The 22,087-nt window shown below is 60.7% G+C and carries 20 protein-coding genes; 7 read left to right on the top strand and 13 right to left on the bottom strand.

Features of this window, described 5'->3' with window-relative positions; genetic code table 11:
- Positions 1-15: 15 nt before the first annotated feature.
- Positions 16-843 (top strand): isocitrate lyase/PEP mutase family protein, encoded by an 828-nt coding sequence (locus BLU75_RS16950; protein WP_084377229.1) that lies wholly within the window; start codon positions 16-18, stop codon positions 841-843.
- 3 nt (positions 844-846) lie between these two features.
- Positions 847-1,545: an extensin-like domain-containing protein gene (locus tag BLU75_RS16945; protein ID WP_084377227.1), complete on the top strand. Its 699-nt coding sequence runs from the start codon at positions 847-849 to the stop codon at positions 1,543-1,545.
- 48 nt (positions 1,546-1,593) lie between these two features.
- Here BLU75_RS16945 and BLU75_RS16940 read toward each other — a convergent pair whose 3' ends face one another.
- A complete protein-coding gene (locus BLU75_RS16940; protein ID WP_084377225.1) occupies positions 1,594-2,214 on the bottom strand; it encodes an energy transducer TonB in 621 nt (206 codons plus the stop codon).
- Between the two features lie 95 nt (positions 2,215-2,309).
- Here BLU75_RS16940 and BLU75_RS16935 point away from each other — a divergent pair, with 95 nt between their 5' ends.
- Entirely contained in the window at positions 2,310-3,092 is a 783-nt protein-coding gene (locus BLU75_RS16935) for a class I SAM-dependent methyltransferase (RefSeq protein ID WP_084377223.1), read from the top strand.
- A 38-nt stretch (positions 3,093-3,130) separates the two neighbouring features.
- On the opposite strand, the gene BLU75_RS16930 is transcribed toward BLU75_RS16935, so the two are convergent.
- Positions 3,131-3,784, bottom strand: a complete 654-nt coding sequence (locus tag BLU75_RS16930; protein WP_084377221.1) for a TetR/AcrR family transcriptional regulator — start codon at positions 3,782-3,784, stop codon at positions 3,131-3,133.
- Positions 3,785-3,876: 92 nt separating this feature from the next.
- Here BLU75_RS16930 and BLU75_RS16925 point away from each other — a divergent pair, with 92 nt between their 5' ends.
- Positions 3,877-4,980: an efflux RND transporter periplasmic adaptor subunit gene (locus BLU75_RS16925; RefSeq protein ID WP_084377219.1), complete on the top strand. Its 1,104-nt coding sequence runs from the start codon at positions 3,877-3,879 to the stop codon at positions 4,978-4,980.
- 6 nt (positions 4,981-4,986) lie between these two features.
- The gene (locus BLU75_RS16920) at positions 4,987-8,052 is read left to right on the top strand and encodes an efflux RND transporter permease subunit (RefSeq protein ID WP_084377217.1); all 3,066 of its coding nucleotides are present in this window, start codon (positions 4,987-4,989) and stop codon (positions 8,050-8,052) included.
- Between the two features lie 257 nt (positions 8,053-8,309).
- Here BLU75_RS16920 and BLU75_RS16915 read toward each other — a convergent pair whose 3' ends face one another.
- Genes BLU75_RS16915 through plsB form a run of 3 tightly spaced genes read right to left on the bottom strand, consistent with a single transcriptional unit; the run spans position 8,310 to position 11,997 of the window.
- Positions 8,310-8,999 (bottom strand): DUF4197 domain-containing protein, encoded by a 690-nt coding sequence (locus BLU75_RS16915; RefSeq protein ID WP_084377215.1) that lies wholly within the window; start codon positions 8,997-8,999, stop codon positions 8,310-8,312.
- 40 nt (positions 9,000-9,039) lie between these two features.
- On the bottom strand, positions 9,040-9,441 hold the full coding sequence (locus tag BLU75_RS16910) for a YbaY family lipoprotein (RefSeq protein ID WP_084377213.1): 402 nt from the start codon (positions 9,439-9,441) through the stop codon (positions 9,040-9,042).
- A gap of 51 nt (positions 9,442-9,492) precedes the next feature.
- A complete protein-coding gene (gene plsB, locus BLU75_RS16905) occupies positions 9,493-11,997 on the bottom strand; it encodes a glycerol-3-phosphate 1-O-acyltransferase PlsB (RefSeq protein WP_084377211.1) in 2,505 nt (834 codons plus the stop codon).
- 180 nt (positions 11,998-12,177) lie between these two features.
- Here plsB and BLU75_RS16900 point away from each other — a divergent pair, with 180 nt between their 5' ends.
- The gene (locus tag BLU75_RS16900) at positions 12,178-12,387 is read left to right on the top strand and encodes a cold-shock protein (RefSeq protein ID WP_084377209.1); all 210 of its coding nucleotides are present in this window, start codon (positions 12,178-12,180) and stop codon (positions 12,385-12,387) included.
- A gap of 137 nt (positions 12,388-12,524) precedes the next feature.
- Here the strand turns inward: BLU75_RS16900 and BLU75_RS16895 are convergent, their stop codons facing one another.
- The 4 genes from BLU75_RS16895 to BLU75_RS16880 all read right to left on the bottom strand — a co-directional run bounded on the left by BLU75_RS16895 (position 12,525) and on the right by BLU75_RS16880 (position 17,718).
- The gene (locus tag BLU75_RS16895) at positions 12,525-12,902 is read right to left on the bottom strand and encodes a hypothetical protein (RefSeq protein WP_084377207.1); all 378 of its coding nucleotides are present in this window, start codon (positions 12,900-12,902) and stop codon (positions 12,525-12,527) included.
- Between the two features lie 36 nt (positions 12,903-12,938).
- Positions 12,939-13,748 (bottom strand): putative RNA methyltransferase, encoded by an 810-nt coding sequence (locus BLU75_RS16890; RefSeq protein WP_084377205.1) that lies wholly within the window; start codon positions 13,746-13,748, stop codon positions 12,939-12,941.
- On the bottom strand, positions 13,748-14,899 hold the full coding sequence (dapE, locus tag BLU75_RS16885) for a succinyl-diaminopimelate desuccinylase (RefSeq protein WP_084377203.1): 1,152 nt from the start codon (positions 14,897-14,899) through the stop codon (positions 13,748-13,750). The genes BLU75_RS16890 and dapE overlap by 1 nt, the downstream gene beginning before the upstream one ends.
- A gap of 224 nt (positions 14,900-15,123) precedes the next feature.
- Positions 15,124-17,718 (bottom strand): glycosyltransferase, encoded by a 2,595-nt coding sequence (locus tag BLU75_RS16880; protein WP_084377201.1) that lies wholly within the window; start codon positions 17,716-17,718, stop codon positions 15,124-15,126.
- Positions 17,719-17,930: 212 nt separating this feature from the next.
- On the opposite strand from BLU75_RS16880, the gene tcdA reads away from it, so the two are divergent.
- Entirely contained in the window at positions 17,931-18,746 is an 816-nt protein-coding gene (tcdA, locus tag BLU75_RS16875) for a tRNA cyclic N6-threonylcarbamoyladenosine(37) synthase TcdA (RefSeq protein WP_084377199.1), read from the top strand.
- Positions 18,747-18,773: 27 nt separating this feature from the next.
- Here tcdA and BLU75_RS16870 read toward each other — a convergent pair whose 3' ends face one another.
- The 4 genes from BLU75_RS16870 to BLU75_RS16855 all read right to left on the bottom strand — a co-directional run bounded on the left by BLU75_RS16870 (position 18,774) and on the right by BLU75_RS16855 (position 21,833).
- The gene (locus tag BLU75_RS16870) at positions 18,774-19,187 is read right to left on the bottom strand and encodes a SufE family protein (RefSeq protein WP_084377197.1); all 414 of its coding nucleotides are present in this window, start codon (positions 19,185-19,187) and stop codon (positions 18,774-18,776) included.
- Positions 19,184-20,389, bottom strand: coding sequence for an aminotransferase class V-fold PLP-dependent enzyme (locus BLU75_RS16865; protein ID WP_084377195.1), 1,206 nt, complete (start codon positions 20,387-20,389; stop codon positions 19,184-19,186). Before BLU75_RS16865 ends, BLU75_RS16870 begins: the two co-directional genes overlap by 4 nt.
- A 69-nt stretch (positions 20,390-20,458) precedes the next feature.
- Positions 20,459-21,493 carry a 2,3,4,5-tetrahydropyridine-2,6-dicarboxylate N-succinyltransferase gene (dapD, locus tag BLU75_RS16860; RefSeq protein WP_084377193.1) on the bottom strand — a complete coding sequence of 345 codons (1,035 nt, stop codon included), beginning with the start codon at positions 21,491-21,493 and terminating at the stop codon, positions 20,459-20,461.
- A gap of 31 nt (positions 21,494-21,524) precedes the next feature.
- Positions 21,525-21,833 carry an arsenate reductase gene (locus BLU75_RS16855; RefSeq protein ID WP_231982573.1) on the bottom strand — a complete coding sequence of 103 codons (309 nt, stop codon included), beginning with the start codon at positions 21,831-21,833 and terminating at the stop codon, positions 21,525-21,527.
- Positions 21,834-22,087: the final 254 nt, after the last annotated feature.

Genomic DNA, 22,087 nt, shown 5'->3' with positions numbered 1-22,087 from the left:
CGCCAGGAGTCAGTCATGGATGCTCAAACCCTTCGCGCCGAAACCTTCAAAGCTCTGCACGAGCGTGACCGTGCATTCGTGATGCCCAATCCGTGGGACGCCGGTTCCGCCAAAATGCTCGCCAGTCTCGGCTTCGAAGCGCTGGCCACCACCAGTGCCGGCTTTGCGTTCAGCCTCGGGCGTCCCGATGCCGAGGGTGCGCTGTCTTTGGCAGACACCCTTGGCAATGCCGGGATGATTGCCCAGGCTACCGCGCTGCCCGTCGCTGCTGATCTGGAGAACGGATTCTGCGATACCCCCGAAGGCTGCGCACAGACGATTTTACGCGCGGCGGCGACCGGGATTGTCGGAGGTTCCATCGAAGATGCCACGGGCATTGCGGTCGACCCGATCTATCCGTTCGATCTTTCCGTGGAGCGGATTGAAGCCGCCGTCGCCGCTGCGCGCAGCTTACCGTTTCCGTTCATGTTGACCGCCCGCGCTGAGAATCTCCTGCACGGGCGCCTGGATTTTCCCGATACGCTTCGTCGTTTGCAGGCCTACGCCGAGGCGGGGGCCGATGTGCTGTATGCGCCCGGTTTGCGCAGTGCCGAAGAGGTCGTGGCGGTGGTGCGCGCAGTGGCGCCCAAACCGGTGAATGTGTTGATGTCGGGAGGGCTCAAACTCTCGGTGACGCAGTTGAACGAGATGGGTGTCAAACGTATCAGCGTCGGTTCAGCCATGGCCTTGGCGGCGTATGGCGAGTTCTTCCGGGCGGCCCAGGAAATTCATCAGACAGGCACCTTTTCCTTTACCGAACGTTCGATGCCGTTCAGTCAGGCCAATCAATTGTGCAAGGGCTGAGGCATGCGCTTGCTCAAATTTATCGGACTGTTGCTGGTGCTGGGCGGCGGCTTGTTGCTGGGGGTGTGGCGCGGTTGGGTGCCGCTGGAGGCGCAGTGGAATCCATGGGCGCCGCTTGACGTACGGGCGCCTCCCGGTCTGTTGACGCGCTTCAAACTGGGACGGTTGCAGCGTGATCCAGCGCTCTGTGATCAGGTGCTGAAAACCTCGGGGCTGCGGGTCAGCCATCAAGCCGACAGCCCCGCTGATGCGGCCTGTCCGTTGCGTAATACGCTACGGGTCCAGGGCGCGGAGGTGGGCTTGAGCAGCAGTTTCCTCGCCAGTTGCCCGCTGGCGGTAGCGTTCGCCTTGTTCGAACGCCACAGCTTGCAACCGACGGCCCGGGCCGTGTTTGGCCAGGCGGTGACGCGAGTCGATCACCTGGGCAGTTTTGCTTGTCGCAATATGTACAACCGCGCCGAAGGACGTCTTAGCCAGCATGCTTCCGCCAACGCCCTGGATATCGCCGGCTTCCGCCTGGCGGATGGCCGCAGCATAAACGTACTCAAGGATTGGTCGGGAGACGGCGCCAAAGCACGCTTCCTGCGTCAGTTGCGCGACAGTGCCTGCGATGATTTCAATGTGGTGTTGAGCCCGGACTATAACGCCGCCCATCGCAACCACTTCCATCTGGACATGGGGCCGTGGTGGGTATGCCGCTGACGCCAATGCCGCTCAAAGGCTTTTTTGTAGGCGCGAGGGTGAATTGGATCAGGCCGCCAGACGCAGGTTGTTGATGATCAGCGGACGTGCCCAGCCGCAATCGAAGTCCAGGGCTTTTTGCTGGGCCTGCAACTCTTCAGTCGGGTACGGCTCGGCCGGAGGCGGCAGCAATGTCAGTTCGAACTCGGCGATCGGCAGCGAGAGCGGCTTGGGTTGCGGCGCCGGACCTGGCGCGGGCAGAGGCTGGCCGGCATTCAGTACGCTAGGCCGTACCCAGGTGCTTTCAAAACGCTGTTGATGCTGTTGCGCGACGATTTCGTCGTCCGGAAACGGCGTAGCGGCCGGGGGCAGCAATTCCAGTTCAAATTCGGCGATCGGCAGGAACAGTGGTTCAGGCGGAGCGATTACAGTGTCCTGCACATCGCAATGCCGCTGGGTAACGATCTGGCTCAGCAGATCGCTGCCGACGTTCGGCTCCACCGAGGCATCCATCGGTTGCGCGTCTTGGGCCACCGCTGTACCTGGCGCCTGGCCAAGCTGCTCGGCCAATGCCCGGGCGAAGAAGTCCTGCCACACATGACTGACGCCGGCCAGCGCTTGGGTATTACGCAGGCCGTAGTGGTTGTGGGTCGGCAGTACACCGGTGAATAACGAATGAATGTCTGACATTTTTCTCGGTCGACGCTCAGCTCTGGCAAAATACCTGATCATTTTTTTATCGGCCGCTGTTTGCCGATCCTTAATATTTTTGAGCGTAGCGACAAATGAGCGAACAACCCGCGGCCAGCCGCATTCGGGTCGAGGCCTTGGCCGAGAGTTTTGCAGGACGTGCCCAACACTGGGCCGAGCAGCTAGGCTTGCCTTTGCAACTGGCCGATGCGGATTTTTCCCTGCAGGTGGGTGAACATGGCCTGCAACTGCAACAACTGGGGCCTGACGCCCCTGGCCCGGTTCGGGTGGATTTTGTCGAGGGCGGTGCGGCGCATCGCAGGCTGTATGGCGGTGGCAGTGGGCAGATGATTGCCAAGGCGGTAGGCGTGGCCCAAGGCGTGCGGCCACGGGTGCTGGATGCCACGGCGGGACTGGGCAAAGATGCGTTCGTGCTGGCCAGCCTGGGCTGCGAGATGAGCCTGATCGAGCGTCAGCCGTTGATTGCTGCCTTGCTGGAAGATGGCCTGGCGCGTGGGGCCGATGACTTTGAGGTGGCACCGATTGTGGCGCGCATGACCTTGCTCAAAGGCAACTCCATCGAGGTGATGCGCAACTGGCAGGGCGAAGCGCCCCAAGTGATCTATCTCGACCCGATGTTTCCTCATCGTGAGAAAACCGCGCTGGTGAAGAAGGAGATGCGTTTGTTCCGACCGCTGGTGGGCGATGATCCGGATGCTCCCGCCTTGCTGGCGGCGGCGCTGGAATTGGCCAGTCACCGGGTGGTGGTCAAGCGTCCGCGCAAGGCACCCTGTATTGAAGGGCCGAAGCCGAGCCACGCGCTGGACGGTAAATCCAGCCGCTATGACATTTATCCTAAAAAGGCACTCAAGAGTTGAGCTACAAGCTACAAGCGAACCCTTCTTGTCGCTTGTAGCTAATGGCTTGCAACTGCCTCAACCCTATACGCCCGCATAAACAGTCCCACCACTTCCCGCACATGCTCTTCGGCGGCGGCATCGCTCAGCCGTTCGCCGCAGCCATACAGCAAGCAGAAATTGGCCGTGCCCTTGAGCAGACAAAAAAAGTGCTCGGCCGCGATCCGCGGTTTTTCGATGTGCAATGCGCCGCTTTGGTCGATCTTGCTCAGCAAGCGCTCCATACCCTGCAACATACGCATGGGACCGGCCTCGAAGAACGTCTGCGACAACTTCGAGTCCTGACTGCCCGACGTCATCATCAGACGGTGCAGGTTCACCGACTCATCGCTGTTGATCAGTTGATGAAAACCGCGGGCGATGTTCAGCAGCACTTGCTCGACCGATACGCCTTCAGGTAGCTCGAAATACATCACCGGCAATTGTTCTTCGCATTTGGCCACCACGGCTGCGGTGAACAGGGTTTCCTTGTCGGTGAAGTGGCTGTAGACGGTCAGTTTTGACACGCCGGCCTCAAGGGCCACGGCATCCATGCTGGTGCTTGCATACCCGTTGCTCAAGAACAGGGTTTGCGCCGCGTCGAGGATTGCCTGGCGTTTTGCCATGTCCTTGGGGCGCCCGGGGCTATTGGTGTTTACAGGATTGTCGGACATTTTAAGTTTAATACTGGACTGGTGAGTTTGGTATTAATAACATACTGCTCAGTATAATTATTTCTAGCTTCATTAGCGAAAGGTCCTTCAGCATGCGCAGCACTTTCCTGCACCTCGCTTTGCCTGCCTGCCTGCTTTTCCTGCTGACTGCGTGTGGCCAGGAAGAAACGGCCCGCGCCACGGTGCGCCCGGCCATGGTGGTGCATCCAGAGCCTTCGGCGCAGGCGATGGAGAGTTATCCCGGTGAGGTGCACGCCCGCTATGAGCCGGACCTGGCCTTTCGCATTGGCGGCAAGGTCATCCGGCGGCTGGTGGAGGAGGGCGAGCGGGTCAAGGCTAACCAGCCGCTGGCGGAGCTCGATCCTCAGGATGTGCGCCTGCAACTGGAAGCGACCCGGGCCCAGGTCGCGGCTGCCGAGGCCAACTTGAGCCTGGTGCGTGCCGAACGTGATCGCTACAAGACCCTGATGGACCGTCAGATGGTCAGTCGCTCCCAGTACGATAATTCCGAAAACCTGTACCGTTCAGGCCTGGCGCGGCTCAAACAGATCAAGGCCGAATTTGATGTGGCGAGTAACCAGGCCGGTTATGCGGTGTTACGTGCGCCGCGGGATGGGGTGGTGGCCAAGCGTGCCGTGGAAGTCGGCCAAGTGGTTGCTGCCGGGCAGACTGTCTTCACCCTGGCCACCGATGGTGAGCGCGAGGTGCTGATCAGCCTTCCCGAGCAGACGTTCGGTCGTTTCGAGATCGGCCAGCCCGTTTCCGTCGAACTGTGGAGCCAGCCGGATAAACGCTTCGAGGGGCGGATTCGCGAACTGTCCCCGGCGGCTGATCCCAAGTCACGCACCTTCGCCGCACGTGTCGCCTTCAGTGCCGGCGAAGTCCCGGCAGAACTGGGGCAGAGCGCCCGTGTATTCATTCAGACCGAAGGCGTTATGGCGCTGTCGGTGCCGCTTTCCGCGCTCAGTGCGCAGAACGGCGAATCCTACGTCTGGTTGGTCAAGCCCGATAACACCCTTAAGCGCATACCTGTGCGAATCGGTGCCTTTGCGGAAAAAAGCGTCCCGGTACTGGAGGGTCTGAATCCTTCCGACTGGGTGGTGGCCGCGGGTGTTCATGTGCTCCATGAGGGCCAGCAGGTGCGCCCGGTAGATCGTTCCAATCGGGTAGTCAATTTGGCGGCCAACAAGGAGTAGTCCCCGATGGGTTTCAATCTTTCCGAATGGGCGTTGCGTAATCGCCAGATCGTACTGTTCCTGATGCTGTTGCTGGCGGTTGTCGGTACCTTGTCCTACACCAAGCTGGGACAAAGCGAAGATCCTCCGTTTACGTTCAAGGCCATGGTGATCAAGACCAACTGGCCAGGCGCCACGGCCCAGGAAGTCTCGCGCCAGGTGACCGAGCGCATTGAAAAGAAACTGATGGAAACCGGCGAGTACGATCGCATCGTGTCTTTCTCTCGCCCCGGTGAATCCCAGGTCACCTTCATGGCGCGGGATTCGATGCATTCCGCACAGATCCCAGAGTTGTGGTACCAGGTCCGCAAGAAAATCAGCGACATTCGCCAGACCTTGCCGCCGGATATCCAGGGGCCGTTTTTCAACGATGAATTCGGCACCACCTTCGGCAATATCTACGCGCTGACCGGCGAGGGTTTCGACTACGCCGTGCTCAAGGACTACGCCGACCGCATCCAGATTCAACTGCAACGGGTGCCGGACGTGGGCAAGGTCGAGCTGCTGGGCGTGCAGGACGAGAAAATCTGGATCGAACTGTCCAACGTCAAGCTCGCCACCCTTGGCTTGCCGCTGGCGGCCGTGCAGCAGGCGCTTCAGGAGCAGAACGCGGTTTCCACCGCCGGTTTTTTTGAAACCCCGAGCGAGCGTGTGCAACTGCGGGTATCGGGTAATTTCAAGACGGTGGAAGAGATCCGCAATTTCCCGATCCGGGTGGCTGAGCGCACCTTTCGCATTGGTGATGTAGCCGAGGTTCATCGCGGGTTCAACGACCCACCGGCGCCGCGCATGCGCTTCATGGGCGACGACGCGATCGGTCTGGCCGTGGCGATGCGCGATGGCGGTGACATTCTGGTATTGGGCAAGGCCCTAGAAAGCGAATTCGCTCGCTTGCAGAACAATCTTCCGGCGGGCATGGAACTGCGCAAGGTGTCCGATCAACCGGCGGCGGTGAAGACCAGTGTCGGTGAGTTCGTTCAGGTGCTGGCCGAGGCGCTGGCGATTGTCTTGCTGGTGAGCTTTTTCTCCCTCGGCGTGCGTACGGGCATGGTGGTGGCGCTGGCGATTCCGCTGGTGCTGGCGATGACCTTTGCCTCCATGTACTACCTGGGCATTGGTCTGCACAAAATCTCCCTGGGCGCGTTGGTGCTGGCCCTGGGCTTGTTGGTGGACGACGCGATCATCGCCGTGGAAATGATGGCGATCAAAATGGAGCAGGGTTACGACCGGCTCAAAGCCGCGAGTTTCGCCTGGACCAGCACCGCGTTTCCGATGCTCACCGGCACGCTGATCACGGCGGCCGGTTTTTTGCCGATTGCCACCGCGCAATCGAGCACTGGCGAATACACCCGCTCGATCTTTCAGGTGGTGACCATTGCGTTGCTGGCCTCCTGGGTCGCCGCCGTGGTGTTTGTGCCGTACCTGGGAGAAAAACTGCTGCCGGACCTGGCGAAGCTGCATGCGGCCAAGCACGGTACGGACGGACCGGATCCTTACGGCACGCCGTTTTATCAGCGGGTAAGACGTTGGGTGGAGTGGTGCGTACGCCGACGCAAGACAGTGATCGTGCTGACCCTGCTGTTGTTTATCGGCTCGGTGGCGCTGTTCCGTTTTGTCCCGCAGCAATTCTTCCCGGCCTCCGGGCGGCTGGAATTGATGGTCGACCTGAAACTGGCCGAAGGTGCGTCTTTGAGTAACACCGCCGAGCAGGTCAAGCGTTTTGAGGCGCTGCTCAAGGACCACGCGGGTATCGATAACTACGTGGCCTACGTCGGCACCGGATCGCCGCGCTTCTACCTGCCGCTTGACCAGCAATTACCCGCGGCCAGCTTTGCCCAGGTTGTGGTGTTGGCCAAGACCATCGAGGAACGTGAAAGCCTGCGCACCTGGCTGATCGAAACCCTCAACGAGCAATTCCCGGCGCTGCGTTCACGGGTCACGCGCCTGGAAAACGGTCCACCCGTAGGCTATCCGGTACAGTTCCGGGTCACCGGCGAACACATCGAAGAGGTGCGGGCGCTGGCACGTAAAGTCGCGGCCAGGGTTCGGGAAAATGCCCATGTGGTCAACGTGCACCTGGATTGGGAAGAGCCCAGCAAGATTGTTTACCTCAATATCGATCAGGACCGTGCACGGGCCTTGGGCGTGAGCACCGCCAACCTGTCGACATTCCTCCAGAGCTCTTTGACCGGCTCCAGCGTCAGCCAATACCGGGAGGACAACGAGTTGATCGAAATCCTCCTGCGCGGCACCGTGCATGAGCGCACCGAACTGTCGCTGCTGCCGAGCCTGGCGGTGCCGACGGATAACGGAAAAAGTATTGCGTTGTCACAAATTGCGACCCTCGAATACGGCTTTGAGGAAGGCATCATCTGGCACCGCAATCGCCTGCCGACCGTGACCGTGCGCGCCGATATCTACGGTAAGGAACAACCGGCGACGCTGGTGCAGCAGATCCTGCCGACATTGGAAGATGTACGCGCCGAACTGCCGGATGGCTACTTGCTGGAAGTGGGCGGCACGGTCGAGGATTCCGCGCGCGGGCAGAACTCGGTCAAGGCCGGCGTGCCGCTGTTTATCGTGGTCGTGCTGACCTTGTTGACGCTGCAACTGCGCAGTTTCTCGCGCACGATCATGGTGTTCCTGACAGCGCCATTGGGCTTGATCGGAGTGACCCTGTTTCTCCTGATATTCCGCCAGCCTTTCGGCTTTGTCGCCATGCTGGGGACCATCGCGCTGTCGGGGATGATCATGCGTAACTCGGTGATCCTGGTGGATCAGATCGAGCAGGACATCAAGGCCGGACTGGCGCCGTGGCAGGCGATTATCGAAGCCACCGTGCGTCGCTTTCGCCCGATTGTGCTGACAGCCCTCGCGGCGGTGCTGGCAATGATTCCATTGTCGCGCAGTGTGTTCTTCGGGCCGATGGCCGTGGCGATCATGGGCGGCTTGATTGTGGCGACAGCGTTGACGTTGCTGTTCCTGCCGGCGTTGTATGCGGCGTGGTTCAAGGTCAAGAAAGACGTGGTGTAGCCAGAGAGAAGGCTTGCCCTGTGGCGAGGGGGTTTATCCCCCGTTGGGCTGCGCAGCAGCCCTCAAACCTGCCATCCCGGTTTGACTGGACGAACGGGGGGAGGCCTTTTTGGGGCTGCTGCGCAGCCCAACGGGGGATAAACCCCCTCGCCACAGGACAAGCCCACTACCACGGGGCGGTGTTCGGCACGCGACTTTACTTAGCTGAGCGGCATTACCCTGATTTCAGCCGCGTTGTACGAGGTGCTAGTGCACGCCTACAGCGCCCCGAAGACCTTCTTCGCCAGACTGGTCGCGGCCGCCGCCGGGTTCTGGCGAATGCTTTCTTCCTGCTTGGCAATCATCTCGAACAGGCCATCCAGGGCTTTCTCGGTCACGTAGCTTTCGATGTTGGCGCTGTTCTTGTCGACCACGCCCAGGGCCGCTGCTTGCCCTGCGAAACCGTTGTACTGCTGGGCCAGGCCGATCTTGTCGGTGGAGGCCTTGACGATAGGCAGGAATTTGGCGCGAATCTGCTCACGGCTGCTCTTGTTCAAATACTGGGTCGCCGAGTCCTGACCGCCGCTGAGGATACCTTTGGCATCCGTCACGCTCATGTTTTTGACCGCGTTCACGAGGATTGGCTGGGCTTGGGTCACGGCCGATTCCGCGGCCTGGTTCATGCTGTTTTCGAGCTGCGTGACCTGATCGCCCATGCCGAGCATTTTCATTTTGCCGGCAACTTTGCCCAGCTTGCCCGGCAGTTCGATTTTTACCTGCGGGTTATTGCTGAAACCACCGGGTGTCCCCAGTTGCTTGACGGCAATCTGTGCGCCTTGGGTCAGTGCGTCTTTGAGGCCGCCGGTGGCGTCGCCTTGGGACAGGTCGCCAAGGGATAGGGCCATGGCGTTGGCGCCAAGCAGCAGGCCGGCGCAGAGCGCGGTGAGGCGAAGAGAGTTACGGAGCATGGACGCTTCCTCAGGTGGGTGAAACAGGGATTTGAAGGGTTCAGCGGGCGACAGCGTCAACGCGCAGGCGCAGCGGTTGTTGATCCTGGCCGTTCAACTGCACGGCATGGCGCTCGGTGGTGATAAACATGAGTTTGCCATCCAGCTCGATGCGCGCGCTGACCGAATAGGTATGGCCAGGCTTGACCTGGGCTGGGTCGTAGCTCAGGTGAAACGGCAATGGCACCTGGCCTTTGATCGGGCCTTTCTGCTCGGCCAGGGTCACGGCGGGAGCGTCCGCCAGGGACACGTCCTGCAAGCTGACGCTTAGGGTGGCGGTCGGCGGCAGCGCGATGCGTTGCAGATAGAACACTTCGCCATCAAGGCTGGCTTTAGGGGCAGGTTGCATGGATTGGCAAGCTCCGAGCAGGGCAGTCAGGCCCAGGAGAATGATTTTTTTCATGGTGCAGCTCCTTGTCAACGGCGCCAGAAATAGCCTGGCGCCAGGTTCAATCTAGTGGGTTTCTTCAGCCGGGCCCGGTTGTTCGGCCGCGCCATCAACGCGGTGCAGGGCTACTTGGCGAATCGACAGGCGAATATCAGCCGGCAACACACGCTTGGCAGCGCCTTCGGCCAGTTCGCCGAGCAAGTCGTGATAACTCAATTTGCCGGCTTCATCACGCCGCAACACATCTTGTTCCAGCAACGTCTGAATAAAATGTCGGAAAAGGCTCTTGTCAAAAAACTCCGGTGCGTTGAGGCCATGCAAGATCGACAGGCGCTGGGCCATGATCGTACACAGGTCTTCCAGTTCCTCGGCGCTGATGCTGTTCTGGCCGCTGTTGAGTAGCAGCGAGATGGCCATATAGAAACGCTGCAGGGTCTGGGCGATGCTCTTGGACAGCAGGGTCAGCAACACGAAGTGGCGCGAACTTGGTGCCGGGCGCAGGAACAGGTTTTTTTCGAAGCGCAGCAGACCTTGTTCGACAAAGGCCTCCAGCCATTGGTCGATGACGTTGTCCAGCTCTTCCAGCGACCAGCGGATAAACAGCTCCGATTGCAGGTACGGGTAGAGCGCGTGGGTGTAGCGCAGAATCTGCTCGCGGCTCATGCGCGAGGTGCTTTGGAAGAAACTGGCCAACAGCGCCGGCAGGGCGAAGATATGCAGCACGTTGTTGCGGTAGTAGGTCATCAGGACGGCGTTCTGCTCGTCCAGGTACAGAATCTTGCCCAACGCGTCGCTCTGCTCCGACAGCAGGTTCATGTCCTTGACGTGTTTGATCAGCGCCAAGCCGTCACCCTCGGGCAACGTGGTATGGGGCGAGTAGGGCACGCGACGCAACAGCGTCAGGTACAGTTCAAGTTGGCGCGCCATGGCCTGTTCATCCAGCGCCAGGCGCGTGGTCGACAGCAACGCCAGGGCCACCAGGTTGACCGGGTTGATGGCCGCCGCTTCGTTCAAGTGGCGCGCCACCTGCTCGCCGAGGCGGTTGGTGGTTTCGTTGAGCCAGGCCGGCTTGTAGTTGGGCCCCAGCTCCTGGGTGCGCCAGTCCGGTTGCTCCTGATCCAGGAACTGCGCCAACTTGATCGGTTCGCCGAAGTTGACCGCGACCTGACCAAAGCGCTGCTTGAGCGCGCCGATGACTTTGAAGATGTCGAAGATCGACTCCTTCTTTTTGCTCGCGCCCCGCAACTCGCCAAGGTAGGTACGGCCTTCGAGGACGCGCTCATAGCCGATGTACACCGGCACGAACACGATAGGCATGCGCGAGGAACGCAGGAAGCTGCGCAGGGTGATCGCCAGCATTCCGGTTTTCGGTTGCAGCATGCGCCCGGTGCGCGAGCGCCCACCTTCGACGAAATACTCCACCGGGAAGCCCTTGGTAAACAAGGTGTGCAGGTATTCGTTGAACACCGAGGTGTACAGCGGATTGCCCTTGAATGTGCGCCGCATGAAAAATGCCCCGCCACGGCGCAGCAGGCTGCCGATCAGCGGCATGTTGAGGTTGATCCCGGCGGCGATGTGCGGCGGGGTCAGGCCGTTCTTGAACAGCAGATAGGAGAGCAACAGGTAGTCGATATGGCTGCGATGGCAGGGCACGTAGATCACCTCGTAACCCTGGGCGACCTTTTGCACACCTTCGATGTTGTTGACCTTGATCCCGTCGTAGATCTTGTTCCAGAACCAGCTCAGCACCACTTCCAGGAAACGGATCGCGGTGTAGGTGTAGTCCGAGGCAATTTCGTTGCCGTAACGCAGGGCCTGGGCCTTGGCTTTTTCCGGGGCGATATTTTCCCGTTCGGCTTCGTCGAGGATCGCCTGACGCACCAATGGCATATTCACCAGGCCCTTCACCAGGTTGCGTCGGTGAGACAGGTCGGGGCCGATCACCGCGGTTTTCAGGTTGCGAAAGTGAACCCGCAGGATGCGTTGGGCCATGCGTACGGTGCGTTCGTGGCCTTTATTGTGCTCGATCAATTCGCGCAGGTTGATTGGCGCGGAGAATTGCACGCGGGTCTTGCGCCCCAGGATCAGGATGCTCAGCAGTCGACGCAGACGCCCGGTGACCGCCCAGCTATCGGCGAACAGCAGCTTCCAGGGGCTCGATTCGCTGGCGGGCGACTGGCCCCAGAACACGCTGACCGGAATGATTTGTGCATTCTCTTCGACGCGGTCGGTCAAGGCGTTGACCAGCCGCGTCAGGGTTGGCGGCGCGCCGCGCTTGTCCTGGCGACCAAGCCAATCCGGGTCGGGCGTGAGGTAAAAGAACGCCGCGGGCTCCAGCAACGGACCAACCGAAACGGGCAGCACCGGGCGTGGCAAGCCGGCCTTGGTGCATTCGGTGTCGACCACGGCCAATTCAGTCAGGGAAGGCGATTGCAGAACGTAAAACACCGGCCGGCTGCGGTCGAGATTCAGGGTAAGGGACGATTGGTTGATCGTCTCGGAGCGAACCCAGAGGTACAACAGTCGGCGCAAGGTGCCAAACACCAGACGGCGGAACGGGGAGCGGGTCATAGGCGTGCTGCTTCAGGTGGAAAAAACCGAGCGGGCGCTCGGGTGGGTAGTGTGCCGTATTCATCGAAAATCGGCAAAAAAGCGCCGAAGTAAACTTGAGTTGAAGGTTTTTGAGCCTGTCATATACTCGGCAGTTCAATTGCACTGACTCAACAATAAAATGCAAGTGGGAGTAAACCGATGACAACGCGCGAGACCGGCAATGTGAAGTGGTTCAACGACGCCAAGGGTTATGGCTTTATCCAGCGGGAAGACGGCAAGGATGTATTTGTGCACTACCGCGCCATTCGTGGTGAAGGGCATCGCTCTTTGGTCGAGGGCCAGCAGGTGGAGTACGCTGTGGTGAGCGGCGAGAAGGGCTTGCAGGCCGAGGATGTAGTGGGCCTGTAGACAGCCGCACCGTTTTATCAATGTGGGAGCGGCGGTGCGACGGTTCGACTTGCTCGCGATGCAGGCACCTCGGTGTATCAGTCACACCTGGGTGATGCTATCGCGAGCAACCCCGCTCCCACACTGACGGTGTTGGGTCAGGCGGTTTTCCAGGTGATCTGCTCTTCACCGTCTTCGCTGATACGAATCCAGGTGTCGGCGTTTTCTTCACCTTCTGCCTCGACCCAGCTGCCCGGCGCGCAACGCACTTCAACGTTCAGCGCGGCAAAGGCTGCGCGGGCGCAGGCGATGTCGTCGTCCCACGGGGTCCGGTCACTTTCCAGGAACAGGCTGTTCCATTTGCCGACGGCTTTGGGCAGCCAGGTGACCGGCACGTCGCCCGCCTTGCATTTGTAGGTCTGGCCTTTCTGCACCCAGTCGGTGCAAGGACCCAGCGCGGCGCCCAGCCAGGCGGCGATGGCCTTGTAGTCGACGTCGGCGTCTTTGAGGTAAATCTCGATATCAGGTTGGCGCATGGATATTCCGGTGGAGCCCTGAGGCTCGAAAAGAGGTTATTGAAGCACGAAATAATCGTAGCGCATCGACACGGTGACCCGCAGCGGTTGGGCATGCTCGATGACCTCGGTCCGCCGTTCAGCACTGGCGCGCCAGCCGTGGGGCGTCATCGCCAGCAGGTTGGCGCGGTCCTTGGGATCGGCCAGGCTGAGGGTGAACTCGAGGATTTCGCTGTGTTGCAGGCTCATGCCGTCCGGCACCAGGGCCAGGTGTTTGTCGTCAGTGTACTCACGCACTTCGTCGTACAGGCGCTCGCGCAGTTCCATCAGGTGGCCGCTGGTCGGCCCGACCTTCATCAAGCCTCCTCCGGGGCTGAGCAGGCGCTTGGCTTCCTGCCAGTCCAGCGGGCTGAATACGCTGGCAAGAAACTGGCAGCTCGCATCGGCCAATGGCACACGGGCCATGCTGGCGATCAACCAGGTCAGCGCCGGGTTGCGTTTGCAGGCGCGCTTGACCGCTTCCCGGGAAATATCCAGGGCATAGCCATCGGCGCGGGGCAGGGCATCGGCGATTTGCGCGGTGTAGTAACCCTCGCCGCAACCGATGTCCAGCCAACGTTGGGGTGCGCGTTCAGCGGCCAGTTCCGCCAGGCGCCTGGCCACTGGCGCGTAGTGCCCGGCGTTGAGGAAGTCGCGACGCGCTTGCACCATGGCCAGGTTATCGCCCGGGTCGCGGCTGTTCTTGTGCTGCACCGGCAACAGGTTCAGATAACCCTGGCGCGCCCGGTCGAAACGGTGCCCGGCCGGGCAGGCCACGCCATTCTCCACTGCGTTCAGCGGCGCACTGCAAAGGGGACAGGCGAGCATCAGGCGAGCAACTTGATCAGGGTCTGGTAATAGATTTCGGTCAGCACATCGAGGTCGCTGGCGAGGATGCGCTCGTTGACCTGGTGGATGGTCGCGTTGACCGGCCCCAACTCAACCACCTGGGTGCCGAGGGTAGCGATGAAACGTCCGTCGGAGGTGCCGCCGCTGGTGGATGCCTGGGTCTCGCGCCCGGTGATCGCCTTGATGCTGGCTGATACCGCATCCAGCAACGCGCCCGGTTCGGTGAGGAACGGCAGGCCCGACAACGCCCACTCCACGTGCCAGTCCAGGCCGTGTTTGTCGAGAATCGCCGCGACCCGCTGCTGCAGGCCTTCGACGCTGGACTCGGTGGAGAAGCGGAAGTTGAATACCGCCGTCAGCTCACCGGGGATCACGTTGGTGGCGCCGGTGCCGGAGTTGAGATTGGAAATCTGGAAACTGGTCGGCGGGAAGAAGGCGTTGCCATCGTCCCAATGCTCGGCGGCCAGCTCGGCCAGCGCCGGGGCGGCCAGGTGAATCGGGTTTTTCGCCAGGTGCGGATAAGCCACATGACCTTGCACGCCGCGCACGCTCAAGGTGGCGCCGAGGGAACCACGACGCCCGTTTTTCACCACATCGCCCACCAGGCTGGTGCTCGATGGTTCGCCGACGATGCACCAGTCCAGCCGTTCCTTGCGCGCCGCCAGACGTTCGATCACCGCCTTGGTGCCATGGTGCGCTGGACCTTCCTCGTCGCTGGTGATCAGGAAGGCCACCGAGCCTTTGTGGTCCGGGTAATCTTTCACGAAGCGTTCTGAAGCCACCAGCATCGCGGCCAGGCTGCCTTTCATGTCCGCCGCGCCACGGCCGCAGAGCATGCCGTGTTCGTCGATCAACGCATCGAATGGATCGTTCTGCCAGGCCTGTACCGGACCGGTCGGGACCACATCGGTGTGGCCGGCGAAACACAGGACCGGGCCTGCGTGTTTGCCGTGGGTGGCCCAGAAGTTGTCTACCTCTTCGATGCGCATCGGCTCAAGCTTGAAGCCGGCGTCGCCCAGGCGCTGCATCATCAGCTTCTGGCAATCGGCATCGATCGGCGTCACCGACGGGCGGCGGATCAGGTCGATGGCGAGTTGGAGGGTCGGCGAAAGGTCGGCATGGGCCGTCATGGGGAAACTCCGGAAATCGAGGCGGCAACAGTTCTAACTGTAGGAGCGAGCTTGCTCGCGAAAAACGCAAGAGCGTCGCGTTCATTCAGGATGCTCGCATAATCGTTGACGATCTTCGCGAGCAAGCTCGCTCCTACGGTGATGGGCGTAAAGCACACAAAACGGCCGTTATCTTATAGCAAAACGGCGACCTGAGGCCGCCGTTTAGTGGATTGCGCAAGATTTTACGCCGTCGGGGCCGGCTTCGGCTCGAGCACTGCAGGTTTGGGCAGCGAGGACAGGAACGCCATGATCAGCGCCGCCACATACGGCAGCGATTGCACCAGCAGCATCACCACCCAGAAGCGCATGTCATTGCTTGGCAGGCCTTGCACCAGGTAAATCCCCAGCGCCGCGCCCCACAACAGCAGCATAATGAACATCTCTTCCCGGGCTTCGGAAATCGCCACCCAAAAACCGTGGTTATCGGCGTTTTTCGGTGTGCGAAAGAACGGGATGCTGGTGGTGAAGAAACCGTACAACACCGCCTTCGCGATGGTGTGGGACAACGCGAGGCCAGCCAAGGCGGCGCAGAACGCATCCTTGAGGTTCACGCCCACCGCGCGACGGTAGAGGAAGATGATCTTGCCGACCTTGAAGAAGAACAGCGCCAATGGCGGGATCGCAAAGATCAGCAGCGGCGGGTCGACCCGCGTCGGCACGATGATCATCGCCGCCGACCACAGCAATGCACCGACCGTGAAGAAGATGTTCATGCCATCGGCCACCCACGGCAGCCAACCCGCCAGGAAGTGGTAACGCTGGCCACGGGTCAGTTCAGTGCCCTTGCCGCGCAGCAGGCTGGCGGTATGGCGCTTGATGATCTGAATCGCCCCGTAGGCCCAGCGGAAACGCTGTTTCTTGAAGTCGATAAAGGTATCGGGCATCAAGCCCTTGCCGTAGCTGTCGTGGTAATACGCCGCCGACAGGCCTTTCTCGAATACCCGCAAGCCCAACTCGGCATCCTCGCAGATGCACCAATCGGCCCAGCCCAGTTCTTCCAGCACCGAGCGGCGGGTCATGGTCATGGTGCCGTGCTGAATGATGGCGTCACGGTCGTTGCGGGTGACCATGCCGATGTGGAAAAAGCCTTTGTATTCCGCATAACAGAGTTTTTTGAAGGTGCTTTCGTGCTGGTCGCGATAATCCTGGGGCGATTGCACCACGGCAATCTTCGGATCGGCGAAGTGCGGCACCATGTGCTTGAGCCAGTTCTTGGATACACAGTAATCCGAGTCGATTACCGCAATCACTTCGGCATCCTTGGCGGTATGCGGCAACAGGTAGTTCAGCGCGCCACCCTTGAAACCGGCCAGGGGCGAGACGTGGAAGAACTTGAAGCGCTCGCCCAACGTGGTGCAGTAGTCACGCACCGGCTCCCAGACGGCCGGGTCCTTGGTGTTGTTGTCGATGATCAGGACTTCGTAGTCCGGATAGTCGAGGGCTGCCAGGGCGTCGAGGGTCTGTTTGACCATCTCCGGCGGCTCGTTGTAGCACGGCACATGGATGGAGACTTTCGGCCGGTAGTTCGAATCCCCTTCCACCGGCAGGAATTCACGCCGACGCTTGTGAGTCCAGACCGCTTCCGCCAGTTCATGGGCTTCGGTCAGCAGCACAATAAAGACGCCCAGGGCACCGAGCGCCAACAGGAAACCCACGGTCAGGCTGAACCAGGTGCTGTATTGCTGGCTGTAGTCGTAACCGATCCAGACCAGTACCGACCCGCAGAGAAACGCGATAAATGTCAGGAAGGTCCGCCCACGCTGGCGCAGGGCCGAGCCGTCGATCATCAGCAGGGTCAGCGATAACAGCGCCAGCACCACTGAACCGATGGCCAGCACCCGCCACTGGGGAATGGCCACGACCGGCCCTTCGAAGTTGAATTTCTGCTGGCGCGCGGCGTTGAACACGCCCCAGTAGGCGCCTACCGAACCCTCGTCACTGGCTTTCCAGGGCTGATCGAAGGCTTCGATCACAAAGTAGTTGTAGCCTTCACGGTTCAGCTCGTTTACCAGCGTCCGCAGGTAGATCGCCTGATCGGCCGGGGACGCGTCCGAGCCGCCACGCATCCGTCCGTTGCTCGGCCAGCCGACTTCCGACAGCAGCAGCGGTTTTTTCGGGAACGTCTTCTTCAGATCCTTGGCGCGGTCGAGGACGAACTGCCCGGCCTGGCCCACCGGGATATGTTCCCAATACGGCAGAACGTGCGCGGCGATCAAGTCGACGTGCTTGCCCAGCTGCGGGTTGTGTTCCCAGATATGCCACTGCTCGGAGGTGGTCACCGGCACTTTGACCGCCGCACGTACACGGTCCAGCAAGACAATCAGTGCTTCGGGGGTGATTTCTTCACGAAACAGGGCTTCGTTGCCGACCACCACACGCACCACGCTGCGCGAGGTATTGGCGATTTCGATGGCGCGCTGGATTTCGCGTTCATTGCGCTCAAGGTCCGGGCTGATCCAGATTCCCAGCGTGACACGCAAGCCGAACTCTTCCGCCAGCTTGGGAATGTCGCCCAGCGGACCGTCGACCGAGTAGGTGCGAATGCTGTCCGTCAGATGACTGATGATCTCCAGGTCCCGGTGCATTTGTGCGTCGGTCGGGTATTGGCTTTTCTGTGGATACTGGCCCTGTTGGAAGGGCGAGTAGGAGAAACCGGAGATTTGCTGGGGCCAGTTGGGAGTAGTGACCGGGCGATTGATGAGCGCCCAGAAACCGGTGAACAGCGCGGCAATCGCCAGCACCACCACCAGGTTGAGACCAAATTTACGCGAAGACATAGCTATTTCGGGTTCCAAAGGGTGTGGAACGATAAGAAGTGTCGGCCTACGCCGGACGGCGCGCATCCTACACTGGCCTTTCCATGACCGTACAGCAAGCCGGGAAAAACCGGACATTGGGCTGCGAAACTACACCTAAGTTCTTTACTTGTAGCTGCAAGCTTCGAACTTGTCGCTCTTGTAGTCCATAATGCGCGCCGGTTTTTGGGGTAATGGTCATGAGTACAGAAGATCCGCGGTTTGCTGGCGTCGCCCGGTTATATGGCATTGAAGGCCTGGAGCGCTTGAAAGCGGCTCATGTGGCTATCGTCGGCGTGGGTGGCGTCGGTTCCTGGGCGGCGGAAGCCATGGCCCGGTGTGGGGTCGGCGAAATTTCGCTGTTCGATCTGGACGATGTCTGTGTCAGTAACAGCAATCGCCAATTGCACGCCCTGGACAGCACCGTCGGCAAGCCCAAGGTCGAGGTGATGGCCGAGCGACTGCGTGGGATCAATCCGGACTGCAAGGTGCACGCGGTGGCGGATTTCGTCACCCGCGAGACCATGGCCGAGTACATCACCCCTGAGATTGATTGCGTGATCGACTGCATCGACAGCGTCAACGCCAAGGCGGCGCTGATTGCCTGGTGCAAGCGGCGCAAGATCCAGATCATCACCACGGGCGGCGCAGGCGGGCAGATTGATCCGACGTTGATTCAGGTGTGTGATCTGAACCGCACCTTCAACGACCCGCTGGCGTCAAAAGTGCGCTCCACCCTGCGTCGCGATTATGGCTTTTCGCGTACCGTGACCCGGCATTACAGCGTGCCTTGCGTGTTTTCCACCGAGCAACTGCGTTACCCCAAGCCCGATGGCAGCATCTGCTTGCAGAAGAGTTTCGTCGGCGACGGTGTGAAGCTGGATTGCGCCGGCGGGTTTGGCGCGGTGATGATGGTCACCGCGACCTTCGGCATGGTGGCGGCGACCAAGGCGGTGGACAAGATTGTGGCGGGGGTGCGCAGGCCTTCGGAGCGGGTCAAACCTGCTTAAACTTCAGGTCCTTACACCGCTCCCCATTTAGTGTTGTGTGCAGCTTAATTCGCGCATGCGCTGCAGGACCGCATTCAGGCCGTTGCTGCGCGATGGTGACAACTGGCGCGACAACCCCAGTTGTGCAAACCAATCGGGCAAGTCGACGGTTTGCAGCTCGGCGGCTGACAAACCGTTGACCCGCGCCAGCAGCAACGCCACCAGCCCGCGGATCAGCCGCGCCTCGCTGCTGGCGGCAAATTGCCAATGCCCGTCCTGTAAATGTCCGACCAGCCACACCAGACTTTCGCAACCCTGTACCAGATTGGCGTCGACCTTGTCCGCCTCGGGCAATGCCGACAGGCGCTCACCCCATTGCATCAGCAAGCGGGCACGTTGCTCCCAACCGCCTATGGCCTGAAAAGCCTGCAGCGCCGTCACTGCATCAGTTGGCAAACTCATCGCAGCATATCCAGTGCCTGATCCAGCGCTTCAAAAAACCGCTCCAGATCATCCGAGTCGTTGTACAGCGCCAGCGAAACCCGGATCGCGCCCGAAAGCTGCAGGTTTTTCAGCAAGGGCATCGCGCAGTGATGGCCGGCGCGTACGGCAATACCCTGCTCGGTCAGCAGGTGGGCGAGGTCGGCGTTGTGCACGCCGTCCACCACGAAGCTGGCCAGCGCCACTTGCGGTGAACCCAGCAGGCGCACACCGTTGCGTGACTGCAAGCCCCGCAACAGATAGTCGTGCAGCGCCGCTTCGTGGGCGTCTACCGTCGCCTGGTCCAGTGAACTCAGGTAATCCAGCGTGGCGCCCAGGCCAATCACTCCGGCAATCGGCGGTGTGCCGGCCTCGAAACCCAAGGGTGCCGGGCGAAAGCTGGCGCTTTGATAATCAGCCTGTTGCACCATCTCGCCGCCAAATTGCCAATGGCGCACATGGTGCAGGGATTCGGCGCTGCCATACAGCACGCCAACGCCGTCCGGGCCATAGAGTTTATGGCTGGAGAACACATAAAAGTCGCAGCCCAGCGCGTGTATATCATGCCGACCATGAACGATCCCTTGAGCGCCATCAACCACCGTCAGGGCCCCGTGGGCCTTGGCCATCGCGAGCAAGGGCGACAGCGGCTGCCAGACGCCGAGCACGTTGGACAATTGGCTGACGGCCAGCACACGAGTGCGTGGGCCGATCAGTCGGGCAGTGACTTCAAGATCGATGACACCGAGGGGATCGAGTGGCAGCACCACCAGTTTAAGCTCGCGGCGTTTGGCCAATTGTTGCCAGGGCAGCAGGTTGGCGTGATGTTCCAGGGCGCTGATGACAATCTCGTCGCCCGGGTTGAATAAGTGCTCGAGGCCGTAGGCCAGGAGGTTCAGCGCGGATGTCGCGCCATGGGTGAAGATGATGTGCCCGCTGTCACCGACGTTGAGCCACTGCGCCACTTTGCTGCGACTGTCCTCAAAGGCCTGGGTCGCATGAGCCCCCGGCAAATGCTGGGCACGGTGCACGTTGGCGGCGCCATTGGCGTAGTAATGGCTGATGGCGTCCAGCAGGGCTTGAGGTTTTTGCGTGGTCGCGGCGTTATCCAGATAGGTCTGGTCCTGCCGCTGCAGGGTGGCAATGGCCGGAAAGTCGGCGCGCCAGGGAGAGGGCACAAGCATGGTGATCAAGACTCGTATAAGCGAGCCGCCCGGTGAAGGCGCGGCTCGCTAGGGGCATCGAGTCGCTGCTTAGTTGTGAGCGTGCAGCGCTGCGTTCAGTTCGATGGCCGATTTGTGGGTTTTGCACTCCACTGCACCGGTCTCGGAGTTGCGGCGGAACAGCAGGTCCGGTTGACCCGCCAATTCACGGGCCTTGACCACCTTGACCAGTTGGTTCTGCTCATCGAGCAACGCCACTTTGGTCCCTGCGGTCACGTACAGGCCCGATTCCACGGTGTTGCGGTCGCCCAGCGGAATGCCGATACCGGCGTTGGCACCGATCAGGCAGCCTTCGCCGACCTTGATCACGATGTTGCCGCCGCCCGACAGGGTACCCATGGTGGAGCAGCCGCCGCCGAGGTCCGAACCCTTGCCGACGAACACACCGGCCGATACACGACCTTCGATCATGCCCGGGCCTTCGGTACCGGCGTTGAAGTTGACGAAACCTTCGTGCATCACGGTAGTGCCTTCGCCCACGTAGGCACCCAGTCGCAAGCGTGCGGCATCAGCGATACGCACGCCGGCCGGTACGACGTAGTCGGTCATTTTCGGGAATTTATCCACCGAGAACACTTCCAGCAGGTCGCCACGCAGACGCGCTTCCAGTTGGCGTTCGGCCAGTTCACCGATGTCGATCGCGCCCTGGCTGGTCCAGGCCACGTTTGGCAACTGCGGGAACACACCGGCCAGGCTCAGGCCGTGGGGTTTGACCAGGCGGTGGGACAGCAGGTGCAGTTTGAGGTAGGCCTCGGGCGTGGAGGTCAGCGCGGCGTCTTCGGCCAGCAGCGTGGCGACCAGCGGGGTATGGCTTTCAGCCAGGCGGCTCAGCAGGGCGGCCTGCGTGGCATCGACGCCTTTGAGCGCGTCAGCCATTTGCAGGGCCTGGGTGACGGTAAACGTGATTGCCTGGTTACCTTCGCTGTAACCGAGGATCGGCGCGATGGCGGCAACGATTTCAGGCGCCGGATTGAGCAGCGGTTGCGCGTAAAACACTTCCAGCCAAGCACCTTGGCGGTTCTGAGTGCCGACGCCGAAGCCCAGGCTGAACAGGGAATTGGACATGCTGTTACCTCTAAAAATGAAATGGGCTGGCCTACTTGAGGGCCGCCGAATAACTATCTGGCTTGAAGCCAATCAGGGTTCTGTCACCGAGATCAAGCACTGGGCGCTTGATCATCGAGGGTTGTGCGAGCATCAATTCAATGGCTTTCGACTGATCGAGATCGGCTTTGCGTTCGTCTTCGAGTTTGCGAAAGGTGGTGCCCGCACGGTTCAAAACCACCTGCCAACCGTGCTCGTCGCACCATTGGGTCAAGTGTTCGCGGTTGATACCGGCCGTTTTGTAGTCATGAAACTCATAGTTGACGCTATGCTCTTCGAGCCAGGTGCGCGCCTTTTTCATGGTGTCGCACGCTTTGATGCCGAAAAGGCGCAATGGTTTGCTTGAAACGGTCAAGGAATTGCCCCCCTTTGGGCGACTGGAAAGCGCTGCTGGAAACGAAAGACCCCGGATTATGCCACGACCGGAAGGATTCGGCGCCGCTCGTCAGCCCTTTGGTTCAGGTGCGTGCGACTTATGTGCAAAAGCCAGCCAGCAGCATAGGCGGCTAATATGGCACTACGACGGCAAATTGTTGCCTGATATGTGTCGTTGCA

Source organism: Pseudomonas mucidolens, from assembly GCF_900106045.1.
Taxonomy (GTDB): domain Bacteria; phylum Pseudomonadota; class Gammaproteobacteria; order Pseudomonadales; family Pseudomonadaceae; genus Aquipseudomonas; species Aquipseudomonas mucidolens.
The sequence above is the reverse complement of the archived record's forward strand: the minus strand, read 5'-3'. Positions and strand labels throughout refer to the sequence as shown.

Coding starts and splice junctions, on each gene's coding strand:
- BLU75_RS16950 (WP_084377229.1), top strand. CDS start 16: ATGGATGCTCAAACCCTTCGCGCCGAAACCTTCAAAGCTCTGCACGAG.
- BLU75_RS16945 (WP_084377227.1), top strand. CDS start 847: ATGCGCTTGCTCAAATTTATCGGACTGTTGCTGGTGCTGGGCGGCGGC.
- BLU75_RS16940 (WP_084377225.1), bottom strand. CDS start 2,214: ATGTCAGACATTCATTCGTTATTCACCGGTGTACTGCCGACCCACAAC.
- BLU75_RS16935 (WP_084377223.1), top strand. CDS start 2,310: ATGAGCGAACAACCCGCGGCCAGCCGCATTCGGGTCGAGGCCTTGGCC.
- BLU75_RS16930 (WP_084377221.1), bottom strand. CDS start 3,784: ATGTCCGACAATCCTGTAAACACCAATAGCCCCGGGCGCCCCAAGGAC.
- BLU75_RS16925 (WP_084377219.1), top strand. CDS start 3,877: ATGCGCAGCACTTTCCTGCACCTCGCTTTGCCTGCCTGCCTGCTTTTC.
- BLU75_RS16920 (WP_084377217.1), top strand. CDS start 4,987: ATGGGTTTCAATCTTTCCGAATGGGCGTTGCGTAATCGCCAGATCGTA.
- BLU75_RS16915 (WP_084377215.1), bottom strand. CDS start 8,999: ATGCTCCGTAACTCTCTTCGCCTCACCGCGCTCTGCGCCGGCCTGCTG.
- BLU75_RS16910 (WP_084377213.1), bottom strand. CDS start 9,441: ATGAAAAAAATCATTCTCCTGGGCCTGACTGCCCTGCTCGGAGCTTGC.
- plsB (WP_084377211.1), bottom strand. CDS start 11,997: ATGACCCGCTCCCCGTTCCGCCGTCTGGTGTTTGGCACCTTGCGCCGA.
- BLU75_RS16900 (WP_084377209.1), top strand. CDS start 12,178: ATGACAACGCGCGAGACCGGCAATGTGAAGTGGTTCAACGACGCCAAG.
- BLU75_RS16895 (WP_084377207.1), bottom strand. CDS start 12,902: ATGCGCCAACCTGATATCGAGATTTACCTCAAAGACGCCGACGTCGAC.
- BLU75_RS16890 (WP_084377205.1), bottom strand. CDS start 13,748: ATGCTCGCCTGTCCCCTTTGCAGTGCGCCGCTGAACGCAGTGGAGAAT.
- dapE (WP_084377203.1), bottom strand. CDS start 14,899: ATGACGGCCCATGCCGACCTTTCGCCGACCCTCCAACTCGCCATCGAC.
- BLU75_RS16880 (WP_084377201.1), bottom strand. CDS start 17,718: ATGTCTTCGCGTAAATTTGGTCTCAACCTGGTGGTGGTGCTGGCGATT.
- tcdA (WP_084377199.1), top strand. CDS start 17,931: ATGGTCATGAGTACAGAAGATCCGCGGTTTGCTGGCGTCGCCCGGTTA.
- BLU75_RS16870 (WP_084377197.1), bottom strand. CDS start 19,187: ATGAGTTTGCCAACTGATGCAGTGACGGCGCTGCAGGCTTTTCAGGCC.
- BLU75_RS16865 (WP_084377195.1), bottom strand. CDS start 20,389: ATGCTTGTGCCCTCTCCCTGGCGCGCCGACTTTCCGGCCATTGCCACC.
- dapD (WP_084377193.1), bottom strand. CDS start 21,493: ATGTCCAATTCCCTGTTCAGCCTGGGCTTCGGCGTCGGCACTCAGAAC.
- BLU75_RS16855 (WP_231982573.1), bottom strand. CDS start 21,833: ATGAAAAAGGCGCGCACCTGGCTCGAAGAGCATAGCGTCAACTATGAG.